This window comes from Brachybacterium paraconglomeratum (assembly GCF_039541415.1).
GTDB lineage: Bacteria > Actinomycetota > Actinomycetes > Actinomycetales > Dermabacteraceae > Brachybacterium > Brachybacterium paraconglomeratum_A.
Genome location: NZ_BAABGE010000008.1, coordinates 66,834 through 88,814 on the forward strand (window position 1 = coordinate 66,834; position 21,981 = coordinate 88,814).

Consider the following 21,981-nt stretch of genomic DNA (forward strand, 5'->3'; position numbering starts at 1 on the left):
ATGGAAGGCGTCATTCTCTTCCTCGTCCTCGGCATCGGCTTCCTGATCTTCCTCGTGATCGTGGGAGCGTTGCTGTTCGGCGGCCTGCGCACCTCGCTGATGTTCACCGTGCATACGCAGGAAGCCGTCATCATCGAACGCTTCGGCAAGTTCAAGCGCGTCGCGAATGCCGGCCTGAACTTCAAGACCCCCTTCATCGACAACATCACCAAGCCGGTCTCGCTGCGCGTGCAGCAGCTCGAGGTGAACATCGAGTCCAAGACCAAGGACAACGTGTTCGTCAACGTCCCGGTCGCCGTCCAGTACCAGATCGAGAAGGAACAGGTCGTCGCTGCGTACTACGAGCTGTCGAACCCTGAAGCGCAGATCCGCTCCTACGTCTTCGACACGGTGCGTTCGGCGCTGTCCGGCCTCGAGCTGGATCAGGCCTTCGAGTCGAAGGACGACATCGCCAGCAGCGTCGAGCGGACCCTCGCGACCTCGATGCAGAAGTTCGGCTTCAACATCATCAACACCTTGGTCCAGGACATCTCCCCGGACCAGCGCGTGCGCGACTCGATGAACTCGATCAACGCCGCCCAGCGCGACCGGGTCGCGGCGCAGTCCCTCGCCGAGGCGGACAAGATCAAGCGCGTCACCCAGGCCGAGGCGGAAGCAGAGTCCAAGCGCCTCCAGGGTGAGGGCGTCGCCGCCCAGCGCAAGGCGATCGCCCTCGGCATCGCCGAGCAGTACGAGATGCTCCGCAAGGTCGGCATCGAGAACTCCGCCGAGCAGCTGCTGCTGATGACGCAGTACTTCGACACCATGCAGGACGTGGCGCGCAACGCCCGCTCCAACGTGCTGTTCCTGCCCTCGAACCCGGGCGCCGTGGGCTCCATGGGCGACGAGATCCGCACCGCGATGCTGGAGTCGCAGGCCGCGGCCGCGGCCAGCCAGGACGCCGATGTGGCCGACGCCGATTCCCGCAAGCGCATCTCCGCCGATCAGCTGCGCGAGCAGGAGCAGTCGCGGGCCGAGCAGGCCCGGGCTCAGGCCGAGCAGCGCGCCCGCACGGCGAGGCAGCAGGCACAGCAGTCACCGCAGGCCCCGAACGGCTATCCGGGTGGGAGCGTCCCGCCGTGGACGCGCCCGGGCAGCGCGAACCAGGGCTGAAGGATGATCGCGCGCCGGTGAATCGCCGAAAGTCGCACCTGGCCGATCCCGAGGGATGATCCCTCGGGGTCGGCCTTTGCGATGAGCTGGGGGTATGAACGATTCTGCTGACTACTCCGCCGAGAAGCGGATGGCCCGCACCGCCGCGGTGACCCTGGGCTGGTGGGCGCACGGCAGCGTACGGCTGCTGCTCGCGGTGGCGATGCTCTACTACGGCTACGCGAAGCTCGTGCTCGGTCAGTTCGGGGTCACCGACATGGGCGATGCGCTGATCACCCAGGGCGAGATGAGCCCGATGGGGATGCTGTGGCGGATGATGGCCTTCTCGCCGCTGTTCCAGTTCCTGGCGGGCCTTGCCGAATGGGGCGCCGCGATCGCGCTGCTGTGGCGGCGATCGGTGCCGCTCGGTGCGGTGATCGCCGCCGGTTCGATGTCGCTCGTGCTGGTGCTGAACCTCGGCTATGACGTGCCGGTCAAGCAGATCGCGCTCGCGCTGCTGGTGATGGCGCTGCTCGTGCTGATCCCGTGGATGCCGCGCCTGGCCAAGGCGTTCCTCGGCCATGGAGAGATCGGGAAGGGACCGTTGCCCACGCTGGTGCCGTGGCGGCCGGCCGCCCGGATCACGAACATCGCCGGCCCGCTCGCCGCGCTGCTGCTGGTGGTCGTGCTGGGCTGGGGCGTCGGCGCGATGTACCCCGAGCGGAGCGTCGACGAGTCCGCACCGGCCGGGGTGTGGACCGTGCAGGAGGATACCGCCGAGCCCGCCGCACAGCTGCACGAGGATACGCGCTGGAGCGCGCTCGCCTTCGGCGAGGTGGAGTACGACGGCCGCGCCGCGGTGCAGCTCCGGCAGGCGAACGGGGAGCTGCTGACCGGGAGCTATGAGCGCACCGGGGAGGGTGCCGTGGAGCTGTCGCTGGGGCCATTGCGGGAGCAGGGGACACCGCTGCAGGAGCATTCCGCGATCGAGCCCGTCGTGCTCACGCTGACGCTCCAGGAGCAGGCCGACGGCACCCTGCGGGTGAGCGGTGAAGGACAGGATCTGGTGCTCGCCCCGGATGACTCCGCGATGGTGCTCTACGAGCGCGGGTTCAGCTGGGGCGTCCGCGCGGATGATCCGTTCAACCGCTGACCGTGCTGGCCGGACCTGATCCCCGATGTCCGCCCCCTCCCCTAGTCTGGGGCGGGACATGCGACGACGGAGGAGCCCAGATGCAGATCGAGTTCGGCTGGTCGCTGGACGGCACCGCCTGGGCGGATGGCGCGAGCGCCGCCGGGACGGTGCGGATGGGGCCCCGTGGCCTCGTGCAGCTGCTGCAGACACGGCTCGCGCTCACCCGTCCGTCGGTCGATCCGGCGGTGCGGATCGCCCAGTACGCCCGCGCGATCGCCGCGGCGGACCACGGGTGGGTGCGGTCCTCGTTCGACGTCGACCCCTGGGCGACTGCGGGCACGATGCTGGCCTGGCGGGATGCCGCCGTGATGGCCGGCGCCTCGCTGCGCAGGGCGTCCGGGCTGCCGGCACGGATCGAGGCGCTGTGCGCGATCGAGGAGGCTGCTGGCCTTTCCCCCGGCGCGGCGGATGATCTGCGAGAGATCGTCGACCTGCTCCAGGAGCTCGCTGCCTCGCCCTGGCCACTAGGGATCGAGCAGGTCCTCTGCCATGAGGAGCCGGCCACCCTGCCAGGGCTATGGCCGCAGCTGGTGGAGCTGCTGGCCGGAGCCGGTGCGGAGATCCGTCGGGCTGACGAGGCGCCGTCAGGGCGCCCGGAGCTGATGCTCCTGGAGGCCGACGACGAATGGACCGCCGCCGAGACCGCCGCCCGCTTCCTCGCCGGGCGCGGCGGGGATCCCGTGCACGTCCTCGCCACCGAGGACACGATCCTGCTGGACCAGGAGCTGCACCGCCGTGGCCAGGCGGCGATCGGGGTGGCGGGAGCCTCCGCGGACCGCACCAGCCTGCAGATCCTCCCGCTGTACCTCTCGATCGCGATCGCCCCGGTGGATGTGCAGCAGCTCGGCGCCTTCCTCGACCTGCGGGTGCTCGATGCCCCCGACTCCGACCGCGAGCCCATCGGCCTGGTGCCCTCACGGGTGCGGCGCCGATTCCTCGACGCGCTGGCCGCCGAGCCCGGCACGGGAGGCTCGGCCTGGCAGGCGGTGCTCGCGGAGCTCGCCGCCGATCCCGAGGAGGCGGCGGCGCTGGCGATCGCACGGGAGGTCTCTGCGCTGGTCACGGCGCCGATCAGCCCCGACGAGCTGACGCCTGCCCGGTTGCGGGCGGCGACCACCTGGCTCGGGGAGCGGCTGCGCGCGCTCGGGCAGGGCGCGCCCTCTCTGGTGCGGGCGAGCGCCCATCTGCAGACCTTCCTCGCCGTGCTCGACACCCTCGGTGAGCAGCACATGCTGGGCGCGCGTGAACTCTCCCAGATCGTCGAGGCCGCGGGCGGGCGCGCCGCCTCCCCCGTCGCCCGCCCCGAGGCGACCGACGCCTGGACCACCTGCACCCGCCCGGCGCAGCTCCGCCCGCGCGGCGGAGACGTGCTGTGGTGGGGCGCGGACCGGCAGGATCCGTACACCGGGGTGTCCTGGGACAGCGTCGAGATCGAGGCGCTCGCAGGGCTCGGGGCACGGGTGGTCGACCCGGCCGCGCTCGCCGCCCTGGAGACAGATGCGGGCCTGCGCGGGCTGCGCGACGCCGGCCGGCTGGTCGTGGTCCGCACCCGCAGCCGCGTCGAGAAGGCGACCGCCCCGCACTCCCTGCTCGCCCACCTCGCCGCGGAGCGGGCCGCGGCTGGGGAGGACGTCGCCGAGGTGCTCGAGCGGTATCGGGTGGACTCCCGCGCGGCGGTCGGGGACGGGGGCTGGGAGCTGGCGGGGTCGCGTCGGCCGCTGAGTGCTCCTCCTGCGGAGGAACGACCGGAGCCGCCGTTGGATCTCACCAAGCATGCCGGTCCCGCGCCGCACCTGGTGCCGACTGCGCTGAGCTATTCGCAGGCCGAGAACCTTTTGGGCTGCCGGCAGAAATGGACCTATCGCACCGGGCTCGGGATCCGCCCGGCGTCGGTCGCGAGCGTGCCCAGCGGCAATCAGATGATCGGCACCCTCGTGCATGCCGTGGTCGAGGAGCTCGTGAACGCTGGCCGGGAGCGCGGCGGGTCTCCCTCGGCCGCGGAGATCTCGACGATGCTCGACCGCCTCGTGCCTCAGCTCGCCTCAGAGCTGCTGCTGCCGGGTCGGGAGGTGGAGCTGACCTCGATGCGCGAGACCGCGGTGCGTTCGCTGGTGGAGTTCTTCAGCCGGCTGGCGGACGCGGGGCTCGTGATCACCTCTGTGGAGTCCCGCTTCGAAGAGCCGCTGACCCTGCATCTGCAGCGCGGGGACCTCGAGGTGCCGTTCCTCGGCTACCGGGATGTGCTCGCCGAGGACGCCGCCGGGAGGCCCACCGTGATCGACCTGAAGTGGACCTCGGCCGCGAAGAAGTATCCCGAGCTGTTCGATGCCGGTGAGGCGCTGCAGCTCGCCTCCTATGCCTGGTCGCTGCATGACGACTCGGCCGACGTCGGCTACTTCCTGCTCAAGCAGGGCGAGTTCGTCTCCGCGAACCCGGCGCTGGACCCCCACGGCCGGCCCACGCTGGACATCGCCGAGGCATGGTCGACGACCGTCGGCGGGATCACCGAGGCGCTGGATGCGATCGGGGCGGGCACCGTCACGGCAGAGTCCGGGCAGATCCTGGTCGATGCCGGGCAGGGGCTCGGCACCCCGCGCGTCGACGCGAAGAAGACCTACGCCGCAGCGCAGGAGGAGGCGCGGGCCGACGGCGGGATCGTGGTCGATGCCCGCTGCGACTTCTGCGATTTCTCCCTGCTGTGCGGCCTGAGAGGCGATGCATCATGAGCTTCACCCTGATCAACGCCTCGGCCGGTTCCGGCAAGACGTACACCCTGACCCGGCTGCTCGCGGAGCGGCTCGCGGCCGGGCTGGACCCCTCGCAGGTCATCGCCACCACCTTCACCGTCAAGGCAGCTGACGAGCTCTCCCAGCGGGTGCGCTCCACGCTCCTGGACCGTCAGCAGGTCGAGGCGGCGCGCGGCATCGACAGCGCTCTGATCAGCACCGTGAACTCGGTGGCCGGGCGCCTGGTGACCGAGTATGCGCTGGATGCGGGCATCTCCCCGCAGGTGCAGGTGCTGGACGACACGACCCAGAAGGCGGCCTTCGCGGCGGCGATCGACCGCACCGCCGCCGCTGCCGGGGTGCGCTGGGCGGCGATGCTGGCTCGTACCGAGCATGACGGCGACGAGAAGGACACCGGCTTCGGCTTCGGCAACCGGAAGCAGGCCTGGCGCGGGCGGGTGAAGGACGTCGCCGACGCCGCCCGCACCAACCTGCTCGGGGCCGAGGAGCTGCGGGCGGCGGCGCCGCGCTCCTGGGAGGAACTGCGGGAAGCGGCCCAGCTGCCCGAGCCGGGCGAGGATCTGCGGGGCCGCTGGCTGCACGAGCTGGGGCAGCGGATCGAGGGGTTCGCGGCGGACCTGGCTGCGTCGGTCGACGGCGGGCCGATCGCCCCGCGCAGCGTGAACAAAGCACGGACTGACCTCGACACGCTGCGGCGACTCGAGCGGACCCTGCGGGATCGGGAGCGGGCACCGTGGTCGAGCTGGCTGCGGCTGGCCGGCGGCGCTTTCGGGGCGCCGGCGAAGAAGGCCCTCGAGCCGCTCGCGATCGAGGTCTCCGAGGGCTTCGCCCAGAACCCGGCCTGGCAGCAGGACCTCCGCGATCTCATCGCGCTCGTGCTCGACGTCGCCGCGGACTCGCTGGACGCCTACGAGACCTACAAGCGCGAGCTGGGGCTGATCGACTTCATCGACCAGGAGGTGCAGGCGCTGCGGCTGCTGCAGGACTCCCCGCGGGTGCGGGAGTCCATCGCCTCGCGCTATCGCCTGCTCGCGGTCGACGAGTTCCAGGACACCTCCCCCGTGCAGCTGGCCCTCTTCCTCGAGCTCTCCCAGCTCATCGAGGAGAAGATCTGGGTGGGCGACCCCAAGCAGGCGATCTACGGCTTCCGCGACGCCGATCCGCGCCTGATGCAGGACATCATCGCCGCGCTCGAAGGCGGCGGGACCGTGTTCGGGACCGGCGAGGTCAAGAACCTCTCCCACTCCTGGCGCTCCCAGAAGCTGCTCGTGGACTTCTCCAACGCCCTGTTCACCCCGGTGTTCGCGCCCGACGGGGAGGGCCTGGAGCGGGTGCGGCTCCAGATCCCCGAGCAGCGGGAAGCGGAGGCGGCCGGCGGCACGCTCGAGGTGTGGGAGGCGACGAAGAACGACCGTCGCGTGGTCTCCGCGCAGAAGCACGCGGCGATGATCGCCGAGCAGATCCGCCGCCGTATCGATGAGGGCGCGTTCACCCCGGGGTCGACCGCGGTGCTCGTGCGCAGCAACATTCAGCGGGCCTCCGTGGTCGCCGCCCTGCAGCAGCGCGGGGTGCCCACCGCCGGCGCCGCCCATCCGCTGCTCGCGACCCGCGAGGCGCAGCTGGTACAGGCGGCGCTCGCGGTCACCCTGGACGGCTCCGACACCCTCGCGCTCACCGAGCTGGTGACGCTGCTGAACGATCACGAGGCGCACGAGGACTGGTTCGCGCAGCTGATGGCGGCGCCGGATCGCGACGCGCGCAAGGAAGTCTTCGCCCGCTGGTGGGAGGATCCGGTGCTGGCCGGGCTGCGCGAGGTGCGTCGCGCCTGCATCGACTTCACCCCGGTGGAGATGATCAGCGCGCTGATCGACGCCCTGGACCTGCCGCAGCGGATCAAGCGCTGGACCGGGCAGGGCTCCCGCCGTCGCAGCCTGGACGCGCTGCGGGCGATGGCGCAGGAGACCACGCAGCGGCGACGGGCGGAGGGCTCCCCCGTCACGCTGACCGGCCTGCGCGCGGAGCTCGACGCATGGACGGAGGGACCGGACCTCTCCGCCCTGCCCGAGGCGGTCTGGGTGGGCACCATCCACGGTGCCAAGGGCCTGGAATGGGATCACGTCATCGCCTATCTCGGTGCCCCGCCGAAGGAGCGCGACCACTCCAGCGGCGTGCTCGTCGTCTCCCCCGCAGCGCTCGACGTGACCGCCCCGCTGGATGGCCGCAGCCTGCGATTCTGGCCGAAGATCGCCGCCCCTGCGGAGACCGCGGAGAACCTCGCGGCCTCGGGCTTCGCGAACCGTCGGCGCGACGCCGAGGCGGAGGAGTCCGGGCGGCTGCACTATGTGGCCCTCACCCGCGCCGCCCGCACGTCGGTGCTCGCGGTGCCCGGCGCCTCGACCGTGCTCGACACCCTGATCGAGACGCCGCCGCTGGTGAGCTGGTCCGACGGGGCGCTCAGCGTGCACGGCACGGAGGGCGCACTGCCGGCGACCGTGACTGCGGTGAACGTCGATGACCTGATGGAGCAGATCCCCGCAAAGTTGCCGCGCAGCGTGGACCCGTTGGCTGCGACCGATATCCCGCTGCGCCCCGAGGTGCCGGGCACCGCTCGGGCGTCAGCCCGGTTCCAGGCATCGGCCGCGGCGTCCGACGGGACCCTCGGCGAGGTCGCGGAGCCCCGCAGCATCGGACCGGTGCTGGTGCGCGGCGGCGGTCCGCAGTGGGAGCGCGTCGGCGAGGCTGTGCACGCCTATCTCGCACTGCCGCTCGAGCATCTCTCGCCGGAGCAGCGGCTCGCGGCCGCTGAGCGGCTGCTCTCGCGCTGGGTGGTGACGCGGACCGTGGAGGCGCGGGTGCTGCTGGAGGCCGGGGAGAGTTGGTCGCGTTTCGTGGCATCCGAGTTCCCTGGCGCGGAGCAGCTCACCGAGCAGCCGATCACCTGGTGGAACGAAGATGCGCAGGTCATGGAGGGGTGGATCGACACCCTGCTGCGCCTGCCCTCGGGCGAGATCGTGCTGGTGGACCACAAGGCGTATCCGGGGGCTGAGCCGGTGACGCACATCCGCGAGCGGTACCTGGGGCAGATGGCGACCTACTCGCGGGCACTCGCAGCGGCGGGCCGGGCACCGGACCGGATCCTGATGCACCTGCCGCTGCGAGGAGAGATCGTCGAGATCGAGCTGGCCGCACATGCCCGCTGAGCTGAGCGCCGAGCAGGCGGTCGGTGCTGTGCGGGTGCTGCTGGATGAGGCGCTGCGGACCGGAGCGCGCCGGGTGCTCGGGATCGCGGGGGCGCCTGGTTCGGGGAAGTCCTCGCTCACGGCGATGCTGGCTCGGGAGCTTCCCGCAGGGTCCTGCGTGGTGGTGCCGATGGATGGGTTCCATCTGGCGGATGTGGCGCTCGCGCGGCTGGGCCGGAGCGAGCGGAAAGGGGCGCCGGACACCTTCGACGCCGCCGGCTATGTGGCGCTGCTGCAGCGGCTGCGGGCCGCGATGCCGCAGGATCCGCCGGTGTGGGCGCCGATGTTCGAGCGGGACCTCGAGCAGCCGCTGGCCGGGGCGATCGAGGTGCCTGCCGGGGTGCCGCTGGTGATCACCGAGGGGAACTACCTGCTGTGCGAGGACGGGCCGTGGGCGCTGGTGCGCGGGATGCTGGATGCGCGCTGGTTCGTGGAAGCGCACGAGGAGCTGCGGCACCGGTGGCTGATCGAGCGCCACGAGCGCTTCGGGAAGACTCCTGCGGCGGCGCGGGAGTGGGCGCTCGGGCCCGACGAGGACAACGCCCGCCTGATCGCGGAGACCCGCGACCGGGCGGACGTCGTGGTGCAGCTGAGCTGAGACCCGGCCATCCGCGCAGGGCTCAGTCGTGCAGGACTCAGCCGCGCAGGACTGCCCGGGCGAAGCCCGCGCTGCGCTCCTGCAGGCCGGCGATGCGCTGATCGCGATGGTAGGCGAGCAGTTCCGGGTCCTTGGTGCGCAGCTCGAATGCGGCCGGGGCGCGGCGCGCATTGCGCGAGCAGCGGAAGTCGGCGCAGATCGCGGTGCCGATGGTGTTGCCGCGACGGCCGGAAGCTCCTGCCAGGGGCGCCACGAAAGATGCGGCTCGGACGCCGTCGACGACGTCCTCGCACCAGGCGCAGAGCATCTTGCGGCTCGGCGGGCGGCCGGTGCCGCGCAGCATCAGGCCGACGGGTTCGCCGTCGACCTCGAGCACCACGTAGTGCAGCTGCGGCCTTCGGGCGTCCTGCCAGCCGAGGTAGTCGATGGCCTCCCAGCGCACGGCGGAGAGGTCGGGCAGCTCGGCCCGGGTGGCGTCACCCTTGGTGGCGTTGACGAAGCTGGAGCGGATCTGTGCAGAGTTCAGGGCAATCATGGGGTCCTCAAGGAGAGCGCACGGGAGCACCCCGATGGCGGGGTCCCGGCGCGGGAGATGACGGTCAGCGGTGACTGGCGTGCAGGCACGCCAGCTCACACCGAGCAGGCCTCGTGGGCCGCCCCGCTTCCTGCAGGCGTGGTGCGCATGCCGTCTCTCTTCCTGTCCTGGACGCCGCCACGGTACGCCTCTGCGCCAGGTGTGGCAACGCAATAGCGGCGCAGCGCTCAGGCGCCGAGCACGCTCAGCTCAGGCGATGATCTGGCTGAGCTGCTCAAGCTCCTCGGCGCTGAGCTCAAGACCCATCGCGCGTGCGGAGTCCGTGATCGACTCGGGGCGGCTGGCTCCCGGGATCGGGATCACGTGCTCACCGAGGGAGAGCTCCCAGGCGAGGACGACCTGCTGCGGGCTGACCGTGTGCGCCTCGGCCACGCGCTGGATCTGCGGGAACCGCTCCCCCACTGCGGCAGCGCCGCCACCGGTGCCGCCGAGCGGCGACCAGGGCACGAAGGCGATGCCGTGCTCGCCGCAGTGCCGCAGCTCGTTCCGGCTGGTGTGGAAGAACGTCGGGGAGAACTCGTTCTGCACGGCGGCGAGGCCACCCTCGCCCAGCACGTCGCGGGCCACGTCGATCTCCTCGACGTTCGCATTGGAGATGCCGACCTCCCGGATCAGGCCCTCCTGCTGGAAGGCGGCGAGCACCTCGACCGCGTCCGCATAGCGGATGCTGCGGTCGGGTCGGTGCCAGTAGTAGAGGTCCACGGAGTCCATGCCGAGGTCGGTCAGCGACTTCTCGAGCGCGGAGCGGAGATAGGCGGCCGAGCCGTCACGGCCGCCACCGTCGGCGGAGCGGGTGATGCCGCCCTTGGTGGCGATCTTCACGACCGAGCGATCGCCCTGCCAGCTGCGCAGCGCCTCGCCGACGAGCTTCTCGTTGTGCCCCATGGTGTCCCAGGTGGGGGCGTAGATATCGGCGGTGTCGAGCAGGGTGACGCCGGCGTCGAGGGCGGCGTGGACGGTGGCCATCGCGCGGTCGTGCGGGGCGGGCTCACCGCGGCCCATCGAGAGCGGCATGGCGCCGAGGCCGAGAGGAGAGACAGACAGGGAGCCGATGCGGCGGGTGGGGGTCGTCATGAGGTAAGCGTATGCCGATGCGAGGTGGTGGCGCGACCGCGCGGACGGCTCAGACCTTCAGGATCCCTGCGGTGCTCCGTCGGAAGAGGCCGTCGGCCATGTTGAAGTCGCCGAGGTCCGCTTCGAAGTCGACGTGCAGCCACTGCACCGGGGTGGACTGACACTTCTCGATCGCGTGCAGCACCAGGGAGCGGCCGACCCCGGTGCCCTGATGCTCAGGATGGACGACGACGTCGAGCAGGAAGGCGTGGCGCCCGCCGTCGGTGATGACGTTGCAGAAGCCGGTCAGGGTCTCGCCGCGGCGGGCTGTGATCCAGCCCAGCGAGTAGCGCTCGAGCCGTTCGCTCCACGGCTGGACCCCGTGCTCGAGGTCGAAAGCTGCGGAATGCAGGGTCGAGAGCTCCTCGTCGTCGATCGCCTCGCGCCAGGCATAGCGGAGCGGATCCGTGGGTTCCATAAGTCTCAGTGTGCAGGGTGCGACCCGGCCACGTCAGGGGTTCCGCAGAATCCCTGCTCCGTCGAGGTCAGCTCGAGAGCTTTTGGAGCGCGGAACCCTTGTGCGCGGCGACGTGGTCGGTCTTGTCGCTCTTGATCGAGTACTGAGGCTCCTCCTCGCTCGCGCGGCGGGTATGGCCCTTGTAGTCGAAGTCCTTCGTATGGACCTCGGTGATGGTGCCGGAGACGTGCCCCGCCTCGGAGTTCCAGCTGACGTGGTCTCCGACAGAGAATTTTGTGCTCATGGTTTTCCTCTTCCTTGCTCGGTTGATCCCCGCGCCGGGCGTGCGAGCATCGCGACGGTGAAGAACACCGCCGCCTGGCCCTCGTGGGCACGGTAGCGGTAGGCGCCGCCGGTGACGATCCTGCCGGAGCCGCCGGCCTCGATGACCTGGACGTCGTCCCCGGTGTCGATCTCGAGCGCACCCTCGATCACGTGATGCATCAGGCCGGGCAGCGGGATGCCAGCCCCGCCCTCGTAGGCGTCCTCGCCCAGCAGCTTCCACTTCCAGGTCTCGACCGAGAGCGTCTCGGTGTCCACCGCATCCAGCAGCACGGACCAGCTGCCGGCGTCGGTCGACCAGATCTCGACCCCCACCGGAGCGCCATCGGCCCCCACCCCCATCAGGGCGGCGAAGGTGGTGCCGAGCCCGGCGGCGATGCGGTCCAGGGTCGCGACCGAGGGGTTCGCCTGGCCGAGCTCGATCTGGGTGAGCATCCGACGGCTGACCTCGCTGAGCTCGGCGAGGGCGCCGACGCTGAGGTCCTGCTGCTGGCGGGCAGCGCGGATCCGGTCGCCGAGCTGCGCGACGACTGCGGGGCGCATCCCACCGCTCATCCGGGCCTCCTCGTGGTGTTGGTCGTCCGATCCTAGCCAGGGTGACGGGAACTATATTGCGCACCGACAGCAATGCGCACTATGTTGCGCAGAGAAGATATCTCCCCTGCTCCCCCGCGCCTCGAAGGAGGTCCCCCATGGCCGGACGCACTGCCGTCGCCCCTGTGCAGCGCACCCCGCTGCGCCGTCCGGACGGAGCGCTGCTGCGCTGGTTCGTGTCCTACGGCTCCTTCGCGGTGCCGCAGGCCGCGGCGCCGATCGCCTTCTCGCTGATCGCGCTGCCCCTGACCGGCGATGCCGCCAGCGGCGCCGCGATGATGCTCGCGATGACGATCGCGCAGGTGCTCGGCGCGGTGCCGATCACGCGGCTGGGCCGACGCTTCTCGCCGATCCCCTTCCTGCGGGTCCTGATCGGGCTGCGCACGCTGGCCCTGATCGGGATCGCGGTGCTCGCGGGGCTCCATGCCCCCTTCGCGCTGGTGGTGGCCGGGGCTGCGCTCGCGGGCCTGGTCAACGGCGCCGCCTATGGGAATCTGCGGGCGGTGCTGAACCACCTGGTGCCCGCGGGACGACTGCCGCGCGCACTCGGTGTCGCCGCGACCCTCAACGAGGTCACCTTCGTGGCCTCCCCGGTGCTCGCCGCGGTGCTGGGCAGCTACTCGCCTCAGGCTGCGGCCTGGGCGATGGTGGTGCTGGGGATGGGCCCGATGGTGCTGCTGCCGCGCATCGCGACTGCCATTGCGCCCGGACCGGAGCAGCGGCGCAGCCGTCTGCGCCTGACCCCGATGATCGTGCTGTGGCTGGTGTGCGGCGGGGCGAGTGCTGCTGCGATCGCCGCGATCGAGATCGGCGCGGTCTCCATGGCGGTCTCCTTCGGCCTGCCCGCGGCCTGGGGCGTGCTCTTCCCCGTCGCGATCTGCGCCTCCTCGATCGTCGGCGGGATCTGGGTGAGCGTCCACAACCGGATGCCGCGTCGCCGCACCGTGCTCGCCTGGCTCGCGGTGACCGCGCTCGGCGTCGCCGCCGTCGGCTTCGGGAACTCGGTGGCCGCCACCGTGATCGGCGCCCTGCTGGTGGGTGCGGTGCTCGCGCCGCTGGCGACCTACTACTCGCTGGTGCTGGACCACCTCGTTGCCCCGGAGCACCGCGCAGAGGTGTTCGCGCTGCTGCGCACTGCGAATGCGTTGGGCATCATCACCTCGAGCGCGCTGCTGTCGCTGGTGTCCCTGCAGGTCACCTTCTCCGTGGTGATCGCTTTGATGACTGCGGTGATGGTGGTGGCCGGGCTGGTGTTCACCGCGGGCTGGGTGACAGCCCGCCGGCGGCGTCTCGCCCGGGAAGCGGCCGAACGGCGCGCGCACGAAGGGACCGCCTCCGCACCCGCGCCGCTCGGCTGAGGGTGCCTCAGCGCAGGCCGTGCCCGAGCGGGTAGGCCTCCCCCGTGCCGTCGGCGGTGGGGATCGGGACCGGGAGCGTGCCGCGCAGGGTCACGTCCCCGGCGAGCGCTCCGGCGACCGCCTCGAAGTTGCAGTCGGAGTTGCCGTAGGCGGCCAGCGATGCGGCGACCTCTCCCACATGCACCACGTCGTAGGGATTGCGCAGCGAGACGTGCACGACGGGGGTGCCGGTCGCGGCGAGCGCCGCCACCACCGCCACCTGGGAGGCGGGGGTCGTGAAACCGGAGGACGAGGTGAACACCAGCGCCACGTCGACGTCCGTCGCCGCGGCGGCAGCTGCCTCCGGGGTCGCGCCGGCGAGCGAGGTCGCCTGCAGCCCGTGCGCCCCCAGGGCCTGGGTGGCCACGTCGATCTTCGCCGCCGTGCCAGCGCCGGTGACCAGCACCGAGGCACCCTTCGCGAGGGGGATCGCGCCGGCGTCATCGCTGATGAGGGTGACGGCGTCGTCGGCGATCTTCTGGGCGGTGCGCACCGAGCGGGCCGTCCCGATCGCGTCGGCCGCGGTCGCGGGATCCACATGGACCTGGTCGAACAGTCCGCGGCGCAGCTTCTGGGCGAGGATGCGTCGCACCGATTCGTCCAGTCGCTCCTCGGTGATCTCGCCACTGGCGACCGCATCGCGCACGCCTCCGATGGCGACCACGAGATCCGGGGGCATGAGCATCTGGTCGGCGCCGGCGAGGATCGCCTCGACCGGGACCCGGGCATCGCCGAACAGGGTGCGCACGCCCTCCATCGCGAGCGAGTCGGTGACGATCACACCCTCGAAACCGAGCTCCTCACGCAGCAGACCGGTGAGGATCGGGTGCGACAGGGTCGCGGGGACCCCCGAATCATCCAGCACCGGGACCACGATGTGCGCGGTCATGATGCTGTCCACGCCCTCCTCGATCGCCGCGATGAAGGGCGGCAGGTCCAGGGTGTCGAGCTCCTCGCGGGTGTGGTCGATGACCGGGAGTCCGAGGTGGGAGTCGGTCGCGGTGTCGCCGTGGCCGGGGAAGTGCTTGGCCGCGGCCGAGCAGTTCGCCTTCTGCATGCCCTTGATCTGGGCGGCGCCGAGGCGTGCGACCGCGCTGGGGTCCGCGCCGAGGGAGCGCACCCCGATCACCGGGTTCTGCGCCTCGATGTTGACGTCCACCACCGGGGAGAACGCCTGGTGGAGGCCGGCTGCCCGCATCTCGGTGCCGACGATGTCCCCGGCCTTGCGAGCGTGGGCGTGGGAGCCGGTGGCACCGAGCGCCATCTGCCCCGGCAGCGGCGTGGCAGGAGCGGGTAGCCGGAAGACGACGCCCCGCTCTTCGTCGGCGCTGATCACCAGCGGGATGCCGCCGGAATCGAGGGCGGCGTCCTGGGCGTCGTTCGAGAGGGTCGCGATCTGCTCGATGTCCTGGAGGTTGTCGCTCCAGACGAAGTAGATCAGCCCGCCCACGTGGTGGGTGCGAACGATCTCCGCGATGGTGTCCACGCCGGTGGAGCTGGTGTTCGAGGGGTGCGGGGCATGGGCCGTCGACCCGTAGCCGACGGCCACGAACAGCTGGCCGATCTTCTGCTCGAGGCTCATGCCGGCGAGGAGCTCGTCGATCTGGCCGGAATTCTTGCCGGCAGGGGCGGCGGGGCCGCCGGGGGCGGCATGGGCGGCGGTGGGCAGGGTGATGGAGGCGCCGAGGCCGCCGAGTGCGGCGGCACTGAAGGCGCGGCGGCTGAGACTGTGGTGGGAGGTCATGCCGTGCTCCTGCTCAGTAGATGTGGTAGCTGCGGGTGGTGGCGGAGAAGCGCTGGGCCTCTTTGCCCCAGGCGGCGACGATCGACTCCGGGCTGTCCCCGGCCTCGAGCATCGCGCGGGTGCGCTTGGTGCCTGAGAGCTTGTCGATCCAGCAGACGTCCGCCTCGGTGCGGCAGTCCTCCCCCTCGCGCCAGTCGACCTCGTCGACGTTCCGCAGCAGGGCGGCGAGCACGTGGATGCCGGTGCGCACCGGCTCGTAGGCGTCGGCGTCGGTGACGTGCAGCTGCAGGCCGCCGCAGAACGCGCCGGCGTGCTTGGAGGAGGCGGGCGTGGTGAACATCGGCCGGTAGAGCACCCCCGGCAGCTCCGCGCTCTGCAGGTCGGCGATGATCGCGTCGATCTGTGCCTCCCCGATGAACGGGGCCCCGAACCATAGGAAGGGCGTGGTGGTGCCGCGCCCCTCGGAGATGTTCAGCGATTCGATGAGGCCCGTCCCCGCATAGACCACCGCGGTGTCCGGAGTGGGGATATTCGGGCTGGGCAGCACCCAGGGCAGATCCGCGGCCGCCGGGTCCTCCGGGTCATAGCCGCTCATCGCGATCACCTCGAGAGTGGTGGCGCCGTCGAGGAACTCGCCGTTGAACAGCTGGGCGAGCTCGCCGACGGTGAGGCCGTGGGTCTGCGGGATCTCGCGCAGGCCCACGAAGCTCGACAGCTCGGGCTCGAGCACGAAGCCCTCGACATCGGTGCCCAGCGGGTTCGGGCGGTCCAGCACCACGAACCGCTTGTCGTTCTCACCTGCTGCTTCCATCGCGTAGTAGAGCGTCCAGATGTACGTGTAGAAGCGGGTGCCGATGTCCTGGATGTCGAAGACCAGCACGTCCACGTCGGCCAGCATCTCCGGGGTGGGATTCTGGGTCGCGCCGTACAGCGAGCGCACCGGCAGCCCGGTCTTCTCATCGATGTAGTCGCCGACGGAGCCGCCGGCCGGCTCGGCGCCGCGCACCCCGTGCTCGGGGCCGAACAGGGCAGCCATCGTGAAGCCGCCGTCCGCCTGCGCGGCGACCAGCAGGTCGATGGTGGAGCGCAGCTCGCTGTCGGTGCCGGTGGGGTTCGTGATCAGGCCGACGCGCGCTCCGCGCAGGGTCTCGAGGCTCTCCGGCTCCAGCAGATTCTCGATGCCGAGCCGGAAGCCGCCCTTCCCCTTGCCTTTCCCCTTTCCATGTCCTTGGCCCTTGCCTTTGTCGCGTCCGGCGGGGGCGGCCTGTGCGGCGCCGGCGGAGGCGAGGACCGCTCCGGCAGGGAGGGCGCCGAGGGTGGCGAGGACTCGGCGGCGTGCGGGGCGCACGGTCGCGTCGGCCGCGGGGCGAGGATTTCTGGGGGCAGGCTGATTCACGAGAGGACCTCCGTCATCATTGTCGGATCGTGTGCGTGCGCACGGCGGCGCACGCTCATGCACGCTAACAACCCTGTGTGCTGAACCGCCACCGATTGCAGAAACTGCCCATGTGGGACTGCGTGGCGCTCGGGCTACCGTGAGGTCTGCGCGGTGGTGGACGCCGCGGGAACGCGATGAAGGAGACCCGATGCCTATGAGCAGCAGTCAGCAGAGCGGCCAGGTGCTCGTGATCGGCTCGGCCACGGTGGATCTGACCACTTTCTCGGCGCGTTTGCCCGGGCCTGGCGAGACACTGCTCGGGGACGCGTTCTCGCTGGTGATGGGCGGGAAGGGCGCGAACCAGGCGGTGGCCGCGGCGCGGGCCGGGGCGGAGACCCGCTTCGTGGGCTGCGTGGGGGATGACCTGTTCGCCCCGCTGGTGCGGGAGGGACTGTCCGTTGCGGGGGTGGAGCTGACGCACCTGCGCGAGGTGCCCGGGCAGACAGGCATCGCGCACATCCGGGTGGACGGCGCCGGCGAGAACGACATCGTGATGGTGCCGCTGGCGAATGATGCGCTGGGCGCGGACCAGATCGATGCGGCGCTCGACGAGGCCGCGCCGACGGGAGGGGTGCTGCTGACCCAGCTGGAGATCCCCGCGGCCGCCACCCTGCACGCGATCCGCGGTGCACGGGCGCGAGGGTTCACCGTGGTGCTGGATCCTGCCCCGGCGCGCGAGCTGGACGAGCAGATCTGGCCGCTGATCGATGTGGTCACCCCGAACGAGACCGAGGCGGCGCTGCTGACCGGCATCGCTGTGGCGGGCCGCGAGGAGGCGGTGCGTGCCGGGCGCTGGTTCCTTCAGCGCGGGGTGGGCGCCGCGCTGATCACCATGGCGGGCGCGGGCAGCGTGCTGGTCACGCGCGACGAGGTGCTCGACATCGCGCCCCATCCGGTCACGGTGGTGGACACCACCGCAGCCGGGGACGCCTTCGCCGGCTATCTCGCCGCGGGGCTCGCCGGCGGTCAGGGGCTGACCGACGCGATCCAGCAGGCCGGAGCGGCCGGGGCGATCGCGGTCACCCGGCGCGGGGCCTCCCCCAGCATCCCTGGACTCGACGAGGTCCAGCAGCTGCTGGCGGACGGGGTGAGGGCATGAGCGGGAGCTGCTGCGCGGCGGGACGGGCGGAGCTGAGTGGGAGTGCGGATGCCGCGGCGCGGTCTCAGGCGCAGTCACAGTCGCAGTCGCAGTCGCCGACCGCACCGGATCTGTCGCTCGCCGCGCCCGTCGAGCAGGTGCGTGCGCGCGCCGAGCGGGCAGTGCTGATCGAGGCCGGCGCATTCCAGATGGGCACCGAGGATGCGGACCGGAACCGCGGCGACGGCGAATCGCCGGTGCGCAGCGTCGAGGTGCCTGACTTCCGGATCGATGCCACCTGCGTGACCAATGCCGAGTTCGCCGCGTTCGTCGGCGAGACCGGCTATGTCACCGAGGCGGAGGAGTTCGGCTGGTCCTTCGTGTTCGGCGCTCTGCTCGAGCCGGAGCTGCGCCGGGCGAGCCGGAAACCGCCCGGTACACCCTGGTGGCGGGCGGTCGACGGGGCGCGCTGGGATCAGCCGGAAGGGCCCTGCTCCACGCTCGAGGATCGCGGGACCCATCCCGTCGTGCACGTCTCGCTGCGTGACGCGGAGGCCTTCGCCGCCTGGTGCGGGATGCGCCTGCCGCGCGAGGCGGAATGGGAGAAGGCCGCCCGTGGGGGCCTAGTCCAGGCCCGCTATGCCTGGGGCGACCAGCTGACCCCGGGCGGGCAGCACCGCTGCAACATCTGGCAGGGCGGGTTCCCGGTGCGCAACACGCTCGAGGACGGCTACCTGGGCACGGCCCCGGTGCGGTCCTTCCCGCCCAACGGCTTCGGGCTCTACGAGGTGGCGGGGAACGTCTGGGAGTGGTGCAGCGATGCGTGGACCACCGGGCAGTCGCAGTCGCTCACCGGGGATGTGCGGGTGATGCGCGGCGGGTCCTACCTGTGCCACGACTCGTACTGCAATCGCTACCGGGTCGCGGCCCGGTCCTCGACCGCCGCCGAGGATGCGAGCGGGAACAAGGGCTTCCGGCTCGCGGTCGACGCCTGAGCGACGGGTGGCGGGGCTGGCCCGCACCCGGCAGGAGGACTGCTAGTTGCCCGGCAGGACGGCTGGTAGATGTTCGGCAGGACGTCCATTATGAGGAGACGCCGCTGGTAGCTGGCGTTGAGCGCCGACCTCAGGCGGCGCGGCGCCCCGCAGCGAGGTCGAGCAGGTGGTCCAGCACCGCGTCGCCGCCGGCGCGCAATCCGTTGTGCTCGTACTCGCTGGTGACCCAGGGACGCAGGCCGGGCAGCAGCGCGGCGGTCGCCATCGAGTACTCGCGCGGCACATAGGCGTCGTCGTAGTAGACCGCGGCGGCGCCGGGAACGTCGGCGGCGCGGAGGGCCTGCTCGTCGTAGAGCCGGGGCCAGTCGTGCTCGGCGAGCAGATCCGCGGCCTCAGCCCACATCTCCAGCTCCGGATCCTCGGCGAAGAGGTCCCGGTGGATGTGCTCGCCGCCCAGCAGGGTCGGGTCCTCACGCACCTCGGCCGGCATCATGCGGTCCGCCGTCCAGCGGGTGGAGGTGCCGTCGGCCCAGCAGCTCTCATGGATCACCGCATACAGCGGGTTCCGGCCGCCGAAGGGCAGCGCGGCGCCGAGATCGTGCACGAAGGCCGGGGAGGCGGGGTCGAGGTCCAGCAGGTAGTGGAGTCGCTCCGCCCCCTGGGAGGCGCCGAGCAGATGGCCCAGTCGGCGCAGCCGCTCCACCCCCACCCGCTGTCCGTCCGGGAGGCGGAGGCGCCCGGCGCCCGCCGCGTCGGCGAGGCGGCGGAAGCGGTCGCGGTCGCCGGGGAAGCGGGACCAGTAGCGCTCGCTGCGCCCGATCATGCCCTGCCAGGTGGTCGCATAAACGGCGTCCATATCCGGGCCGACCGTCGGCAGGCCCCCGGTGAACAGGGCCTTCTCGACGCTGCCGGCGGCGGCGCTGAGGTAGCGCAGGGTGGTGAAGCCGCCGAAGGACTGCCCCAGCAGCGACCAGGTCGCCGCCCCGAGGTGCTCGCGCAGCGCTTCGGCGTCGGCCACGATCGCGTCGGCTCGGAAATGGGTGAGGTAGTGCGCCTGCTGGGCGGCGGTCGCCTCGCGCAGGGTCGCGGCGCCGGGGATCGCGCCCTCGGGCAGCGTCGTGTCGGGGCCGACGGGGGTCGAGCGGCCGGTGCCGCGCTGATCGAGCATCACCACGCGGTGCTCGCGCAGGGCGCGGGGCAGCCAGGGCGTGGAGCCGGGCGAGAGCGGGCGGGGGGCCTCGGAGCCGGGGCCGCCCTGCAGGTAGACGAGAAAGGGACGGCCCTCGCCGCCGTCCTCGGCGATCACCCGGGCGAACACCTCGATCTGCGCGCCGGTGGGATCGGCGTGGTCCAGCGGGACGGGCAGGGTCATATCTCGCAGCTGCAGGCCGGGCAGGATCCAGGAGGTCATATCGCTCATTCGTCGTGGCGGGTGGTGGTGCCGGGGAAGAATTCCCAGTCGAAGGTGATGAGGCGGCCGGGAGTGTCCTCGCGGTCGATCGCGCGGTCGATGATGATGCTCGAGAGCCGCACGAAGACGTCGTCGACCCCGTAGTAGCTGATCGGGCCGAAGAACTCGGTCTTCGCGGGGACGTCACCGATGGAGAGGAACTCGAGGTCGTCCGGGGTATTGAGTCCCACCCGCTCGGCGGCGAGCTGCAGCGCCACGGCCTGATAGCCGGTGAAGCAGATGACCGCCTCCGGGCGGTCGGGCCCTTGCAGCCAGTCGAGCGCCGCGAGGTAGGTCTCGTGGCTGCCTTCGGGGACGACATGCACGAGCGCCTCCGCGGGCCCGTCGCCGTGCTCACGCACCGCCTCGAGGAAGGCGCCGGTGCGGGGATGGGCGAGGGTGCCGCCGGGGCGCCGTTCGAGATCGGGAGCGAGCAGCTGGACCCGCGGGTGGCGGGCGCGCAGCAGCTCATAGGCGCGGCGGATCGCGTGGACGGGCGTGGAGGAGACGACGTCGAAGTCCTCCGGTTCCATCTGCGCGGTGAAGGCGACGATCCCGCTGTGCGTCGAGGCGGCGAGGCGGCGAACCTGGTCGGGACCGTCCTGGACGAAGTCGATGCTGGTCAGCAGGGCGGCGTCGGCGGAGGCGCCGAGCAGGTATTCGTACCAGCGCTCGTCGGCCAGGACCAGGGTGGAGAGGTCGTGCACGAGCGCGTCGTCCCGCACCTGGGTGGTCAGCTGCACGGCCCAGGGATCATCCAGGGTGCCCAGGGTGAGCACGATGCCGCCGCCGCGGCCGGTGCGCATGGCCTGGGCATGACGGTTGGGCACATAGCCCAGCGTTGTCGCAGCCTCGCGCACCTTCGCCTTCGTGGAGGCGGAACCGGCGGAGCGGGAGCCGCCGCGGCCCGAGAGCACGAAGGAGGCGGTCGCGAGGGACACCCCCGCCGCCCGGGCGACGTCGGCCAGAGTCACGGTGCTGCGCGGCACGGGAGAGCGCTTCATCTGCTCCTCCTCTCGCGACGCCGCGCGGTCAGTCCGCGACCGGCCACAGTTCCCTGGAGTCTACCGGCCGGTCCTCTCGCGTCAGACGCCGCCCCCGGTGAGCCAGGTGAGCGCCGGGCCGATCGTGTTCAGCAGGATGATCACGCCGATGATGCCGACGACCCAGGAGAAGGAGCTGGTCGCGTTCTTCACCGCCCAGTCGTGCGCGCGGTCGAGGAAGGCGTCGGCCCGATCCCCGAGCGCGGCGCGCACTGCGCACAGCACGGCCCCCGGCACGATCATCACCGCGCAGTAGGCCAGCAGGATGAGGCTGCCGGTGGCCAGGCCCGCACCGCTCTCGGCGATGATCCCCATCGCCGCGAGATAGGGGATCATCGAGGCCGCTTCGATGAGGCCGGCGGTGAGTGCGAGGCCGATCAGCAGGCCGGGTCGGCCGGAGGCGCGGCGCGCGCGTGCGGTCCACTTCCGGGCGGACGCCTCCGGGTCCCCGCCGCGCTTGGCGATCGCCTTGGGATCGATGCGGAAGGAATAGATGACCAGCAGCGCTCCGATCGCAGCAAGCACCACCAACACCGGCGGAGAGGTCAGCAGGTGCCCGAAGGACTCGATCAGCGGCAGCAGCCCGGCGAGCAGCGCGATGCCCAGCAGCAGATAGAACACCCCGATCACCGCCAGGAACAGCAGGGTGCGGCCGGCGACGCGGCGTGCCCCGCCCTCCCCCACCACCAGCAGGATCACGGGGATCACGAGCGTGCCCATCGAGGTCGAGTCGATCAGGGCGAGCACCAGCAGGCCCAGCGGGCCCGCGACATCCATCAGTGATTCCATGGTGACCAGCGTGGTGCCGCGGACCCGGTGCCGTCCTCCTCCCTTGGGAGGAAGTGCGTCGGGCGGGCGTGATCAGCGGTGCGCAGCCACGTAGCC

General features: G+C 71.5%; 18 protein-coding genes. 8 read left to right on the forward strand and 10 right to left on the reverse strand.

Features of this window, described 5'->3' with window-relative positions:
* The 5 genes from ABD893_RS13180 to ABD893_RS13200 all read left to right on the forward strand — a co-directional run bounded on the left by ABD893_RS13180 (nucleotide 1) and on the right by ABD893_RS13200 (nucleotide 8,910).
* Nucleotides 1–1,152: an SPFH domain-containing protein gene (locus ABD893_RS13180; RefSeq protein ID WP_345080996.1), complete on the forward strand. Its 1,152-nt coding sequence runs from the start codon at nucleotides 1–3 to the stop codon at nucleotides 1,150–1,152.
* A gap of 94 nt (nucleotides 1,153–1,246) precedes the next feature.
* Complete coding sequence (locus tag ABD893_RS13185; protein WP_345080999.1) at nucleotides 1,247–2,284, forward strand: hypothetical protein; 1,038 nt, start codon at nucleotides 1,247–1,249, stop codon at nucleotides 2,282–2,284.
* 80 nt (nucleotides 2,285–2,364) lie between these two features.
* The gene (locus ABD893_RS13190; RefSeq protein WP_345081002.1) at nucleotides 2,365–5,052 is read left to right on the forward strand and encodes a PD-(D/E)XK nuclease family protein; all 2,688 of its coding nucleotides are present in this window, start codon (nucleotides 2,365–2,367) and stop codon (nucleotides 5,050–5,052) included.
* Nucleotides 5,049–8,273, forward strand: a complete 3,225-nt coding sequence (locus ABD893_RS13195) for a UvrD-helicase domain-containing protein (protein ID WP_345081005.1) — start codon at nucleotides 5,049–5,051, stop codon at nucleotides 8,271–8,273. The genes ABD893_RS13190 and ABD893_RS13195 overlap by 4 nt, the downstream gene beginning before the upstream one ends.
* Nucleotides 8,263–8,910, forward strand: a complete 648-nt coding sequence (locus tag ABD893_RS13200) for a nucleoside/nucleotide kinase family protein (protein WP_345081008.1) — start codon at nucleotides 8,263–8,265, stop codon at nucleotides 8,908–8,910. The genes ABD893_RS13195 and ABD893_RS13200 overlap by 11 nt, the downstream gene beginning before the upstream one ends.
* Nucleotides 8,911–8,947: 37 nt before the next feature.
* On the opposite strand, the gene ABD893_RS13205 is transcribed toward ABD893_RS13200, so the two are convergent.
* The 5 genes from ABD893_RS13205 to ABD893_RS13225 form a co-directional block, all read right to left on the reverse strand.
* Nucleotides 8,948–9,445 (reverse strand): FBP domain-containing protein, encoded by a 498-nt coding sequence (locus tag ABD893_RS13205; RefSeq protein ID WP_345081011.1) that lies wholly within the window; start codon nucleotides 9,443–9,445, stop codon nucleotides 8,948–8,950.
* Between the two features lie 249 nt (nucleotides 9,446–9,694).
* Complete coding sequence (locus tag ABD893_RS13210) at nucleotides 9,695–10,579, reverse strand: aldo/keto reductase (protein WP_345081014.1); 885 nt, start codon at nucleotides 10,577–10,579, stop codon at nucleotides 9,695–9,697.
* A gap of 49 nt (nucleotides 10,580–10,628) precedes the next feature.
* A complete protein-coding gene (locus ABD893_RS13215; protein ID WP_345081016.1) occupies nucleotides 10,629–11,036 on the reverse strand; it encodes a GNAT family N-acetyltransferase in 408 nt (135 codons plus the stop codon).
* A gap of 67 nt (nucleotides 11,037–11,103) precedes the next feature.
* Nucleotides 11,104–11,319: a hypervirulence associated TUDOR domain-containing protein gene (locus tag ABD893_RS13220; RefSeq protein WP_345081019.1), complete on the reverse strand. Its 216-nt coding sequence runs from the start codon at nucleotides 11,317–11,319 to the stop codon at nucleotides 11,104–11,106.
* Nucleotides 11,316–11,912 carry a helix-turn-helix domain-containing protein gene (locus tag ABD893_RS13225; protein WP_345081022.1) on the reverse strand — a complete coding sequence of 199 codons (597 nt, stop codon included), beginning with the start codon at nucleotides 11,910–11,912 and terminating at the stop codon, nucleotides 11,316–11,318. Before ABD893_RS13225 ends, ABD893_RS13220 begins: the two co-directional genes overlap by 4 nt.
* A 137-nt stretch (nucleotides 11,913–12,049) precedes the next feature.
* Here ABD893_RS13225 and ABD893_RS13230 point away from each other — a divergent pair, with 137 nt between their 5' ends.
* On the forward strand, nucleotides 12,050–13,309 hold the full coding sequence (locus tag ABD893_RS13230) for an MFS transporter (RefSeq protein ID WP_345081025.1): 1,260 nt from the start codon (nucleotides 12,050–12,052) through the stop codon (nucleotides 13,307–13,309).
* Nucleotides 13,310–13,316: 7 nt separating this feature from the next.
* On the opposite strand, the gene ABD893_RS13235 is transcribed toward ABD893_RS13230, so the two are convergent.
* Complete coding sequence (locus tag ABD893_RS13235; protein WP_345081027.1) at nucleotides 13,317–15,092, reverse strand: glycoside hydrolase family 3 protein; 1,776 nt, start codon at nucleotides 15,090–15,092, stop codon at nucleotides 13,317–13,319.
* Nucleotides 15,093–15,105: 13 nt separating this feature from the next.
* The gene (locus ABD893_RS13240; protein ID WP_345081030.1) at nucleotides 15,106–16,488 is read right to left on the reverse strand and encodes an exo-beta-N-acetylmuramidase NamZ family protein; all 1,383 of its coding nucleotides are present in this window, start codon (nucleotides 16,486–16,488) and stop codon (nucleotides 15,106–15,108) included.
* Between the two features lie 196 nt (nucleotides 16,489–16,684).
* On the opposite strand from ABD893_RS13240, the gene ABD893_RS13245 reads away from it, so the two are divergent.
* Nucleotides 16,685–17,629, forward strand: coding sequence for a ribokinase (locus tag ABD893_RS13245; RefSeq protein ID WP_345081033.1), 945 nt, complete (start codon nucleotides 16,685–16,687; stop codon nucleotides 17,627–17,629).
* Nucleotides 17,626–18,603 carry a formylglycine-generating enzyme family protein gene (locus ABD893_RS13250; RefSeq protein WP_345081036.1) on the forward strand — a complete coding sequence of 326 codons (978 nt, stop codon included), beginning with the start codon at nucleotides 17,626–17,628 and terminating at the stop codon, nucleotides 18,601–18,603. The genes ABD893_RS13245 and ABD893_RS13250 overlap by 4 nt, the downstream gene beginning before the upstream one ends.
* A gap of 130 nt (nucleotides 18,604–18,733) precedes the next feature.
* Here ABD893_RS13250 and ABD893_RS13255 read toward each other — a convergent pair whose 3' ends face one another.
* The 3 genes from ABD893_RS13255 to ABD893_RS13265 all read right to left on the reverse strand — a co-directional run bounded on the left by ABD893_RS13255 (nucleotide 18,734) and on the right by ABD893_RS13265 (nucleotide 21,885).
* Nucleotides 18,734–20,014 (reverse strand): alpha/beta fold hydrolase, encoded by a 1,281-nt coding sequence (locus ABD893_RS13255; RefSeq protein WP_345081039.1) that lies wholly within the window; start codon nucleotides 20,012–20,014, stop codon nucleotides 18,734–18,736.
* 5 nt (nucleotides 20,015–20,019) lie between these two features.
* Entirely contained in the window at nucleotides 20,020–21,057 is a 1,038-nt protein-coding gene (locus ABD893_RS13260) for a LacI family DNA-binding transcriptional regulator (protein ID WP_345081042.1), read from the reverse strand.
* Nucleotides 21,058–21,138: 81 nt separating this feature from the next.
* Complete coding sequence (locus tag ABD893_RS13265) at nucleotides 21,139–21,885, reverse strand: GAP family protein (RefSeq protein WP_345081045.1); 747 nt, start codon at nucleotides 21,883–21,885, stop codon at nucleotides 21,139–21,141.
* Between the last annotated feature and the right edge of the window lie 96 nt (nucleotides 21,886–21,981).

Excerpts from the sequence above, each read along its gene's own strand:
- ABD893_RS13185 (WP_345080999.1), top strand. The coding sequence starts at position 1,247 with ATGAACGATTCTGCTGACTACTCCGCCGAGAAGCGGATGGCCCGCACC.
- ABD893_RS13220 (WP_345081019.1), bottom strand. The coding sequence starts at position 11,319 with ATGAGCACAAAATTCTCTGTCGGAGACCACGTCAGCTGGAACTCCGAG.
- ABD893_RS13205 (WP_345081011.1), bottom strand. The coding sequence starts at position 9,445 with ATGATTGCCCTGAACTCTGCACAGATCCGCTCCAGCTTCGTCAACGCC.
- ABD893_RS13225 (WP_345081022.1), bottom strand. The coding sequence starts at position 11,912 with ATGAGCGGTGGGATGCGCCCCGCAGTCGTCGCGCAGCTCGGCGACCGG.
- ABD893_RS13255 (WP_345081039.1), bottom strand. The coding sequence starts at position 20,014 with ATGACCTCCTGGATCCTGCCCGGCCTGCAGCTGCGAGATATGACCCTG.
- ABD893_RS13245 (WP_345081033.1), top strand. The coding sequence starts at position 16,685 with ATGAGCAGCAGTCAGCAGAGCGGCCAGGTGCTCGTGATCGGCTCGGCC.
- ABD893_RS13265 (WP_345081045.1), bottom strand. The coding sequence starts at position 21,885 with ATGGAATCACTGATGGATGTCGCGGGCCCGCTGGGCCTGCTGGTGCTC.
- ABD893_RS13210 (WP_345081014.1), bottom strand. The coding sequence starts at position 10,579 with ATGACGACCCCCACCCGCCGCATCGGCTCCCTGTCTGTCTCTCCTCTC.
- ABD893_RS13230 (WP_345081025.1), top strand. The coding sequence starts at position 12,050 with ATGGCCGGACGCACTGCCGTCGCCCCTGTGCAGCGCACCCCGCTGCGC.
- ABD893_RS13215 (WP_345081016.1), bottom strand. The coding sequence starts at position 11,036 with ATGGAACCCACGGATCCGCTCCGCTATGCCTGGCGCGAGGCGATCGAC.
- ABD893_RS13180 (WP_345080996.1), top strand. The coding sequence starts at position 1 with ATGGAAGGCGTCATTCTCTTCCTCGTCCTCGGCATCGGCTTCCTGATC.
- ABD893_RS13260 (WP_345081042.1), bottom strand. The coding sequence starts at position 21,057 with ATGAAGCGCTCTCCCGTGCCGCGCAGCACCGTGACTCTGGCCGACGTC.
- ABD893_RS13200 (WP_345081008.1), top strand. The coding sequence starts at position 8,263 with ATGCCCGCTGAGCTGAGCGCCGAGCAGGCGGTCGGTGCTGTGCGGGTG.
- ABD893_RS13190 (WP_345081002.1), top strand. The coding sequence starts at position 2,365 with ATGCAGATCGAGTTCGGCTGGTCGCTGGACGGCACCGCCTGGGCGGAT.
- ABD893_RS13195 (WP_345081005.1), top strand. The coding sequence starts at position 5,049 with ATGAGCTTCACCCTGATCAACGCCTCGGCCGGTTCCGGCAAGACGTAC.
- ABD893_RS13235 (WP_345081027.1), bottom strand. The coding sequence starts at position 15,092 with ATGACCTCCCACCACAGTCTCAGCCGCCGCGCCTTCAGTGCCGCCGCA.
- ABD893_RS13250 (WP_345081036.1), top strand. The coding sequence starts at position 17,626 with ATGAGCGGGAGCTGCTGCGCGGCGGGACGGGCGGAGCTGAGTGGGAGT.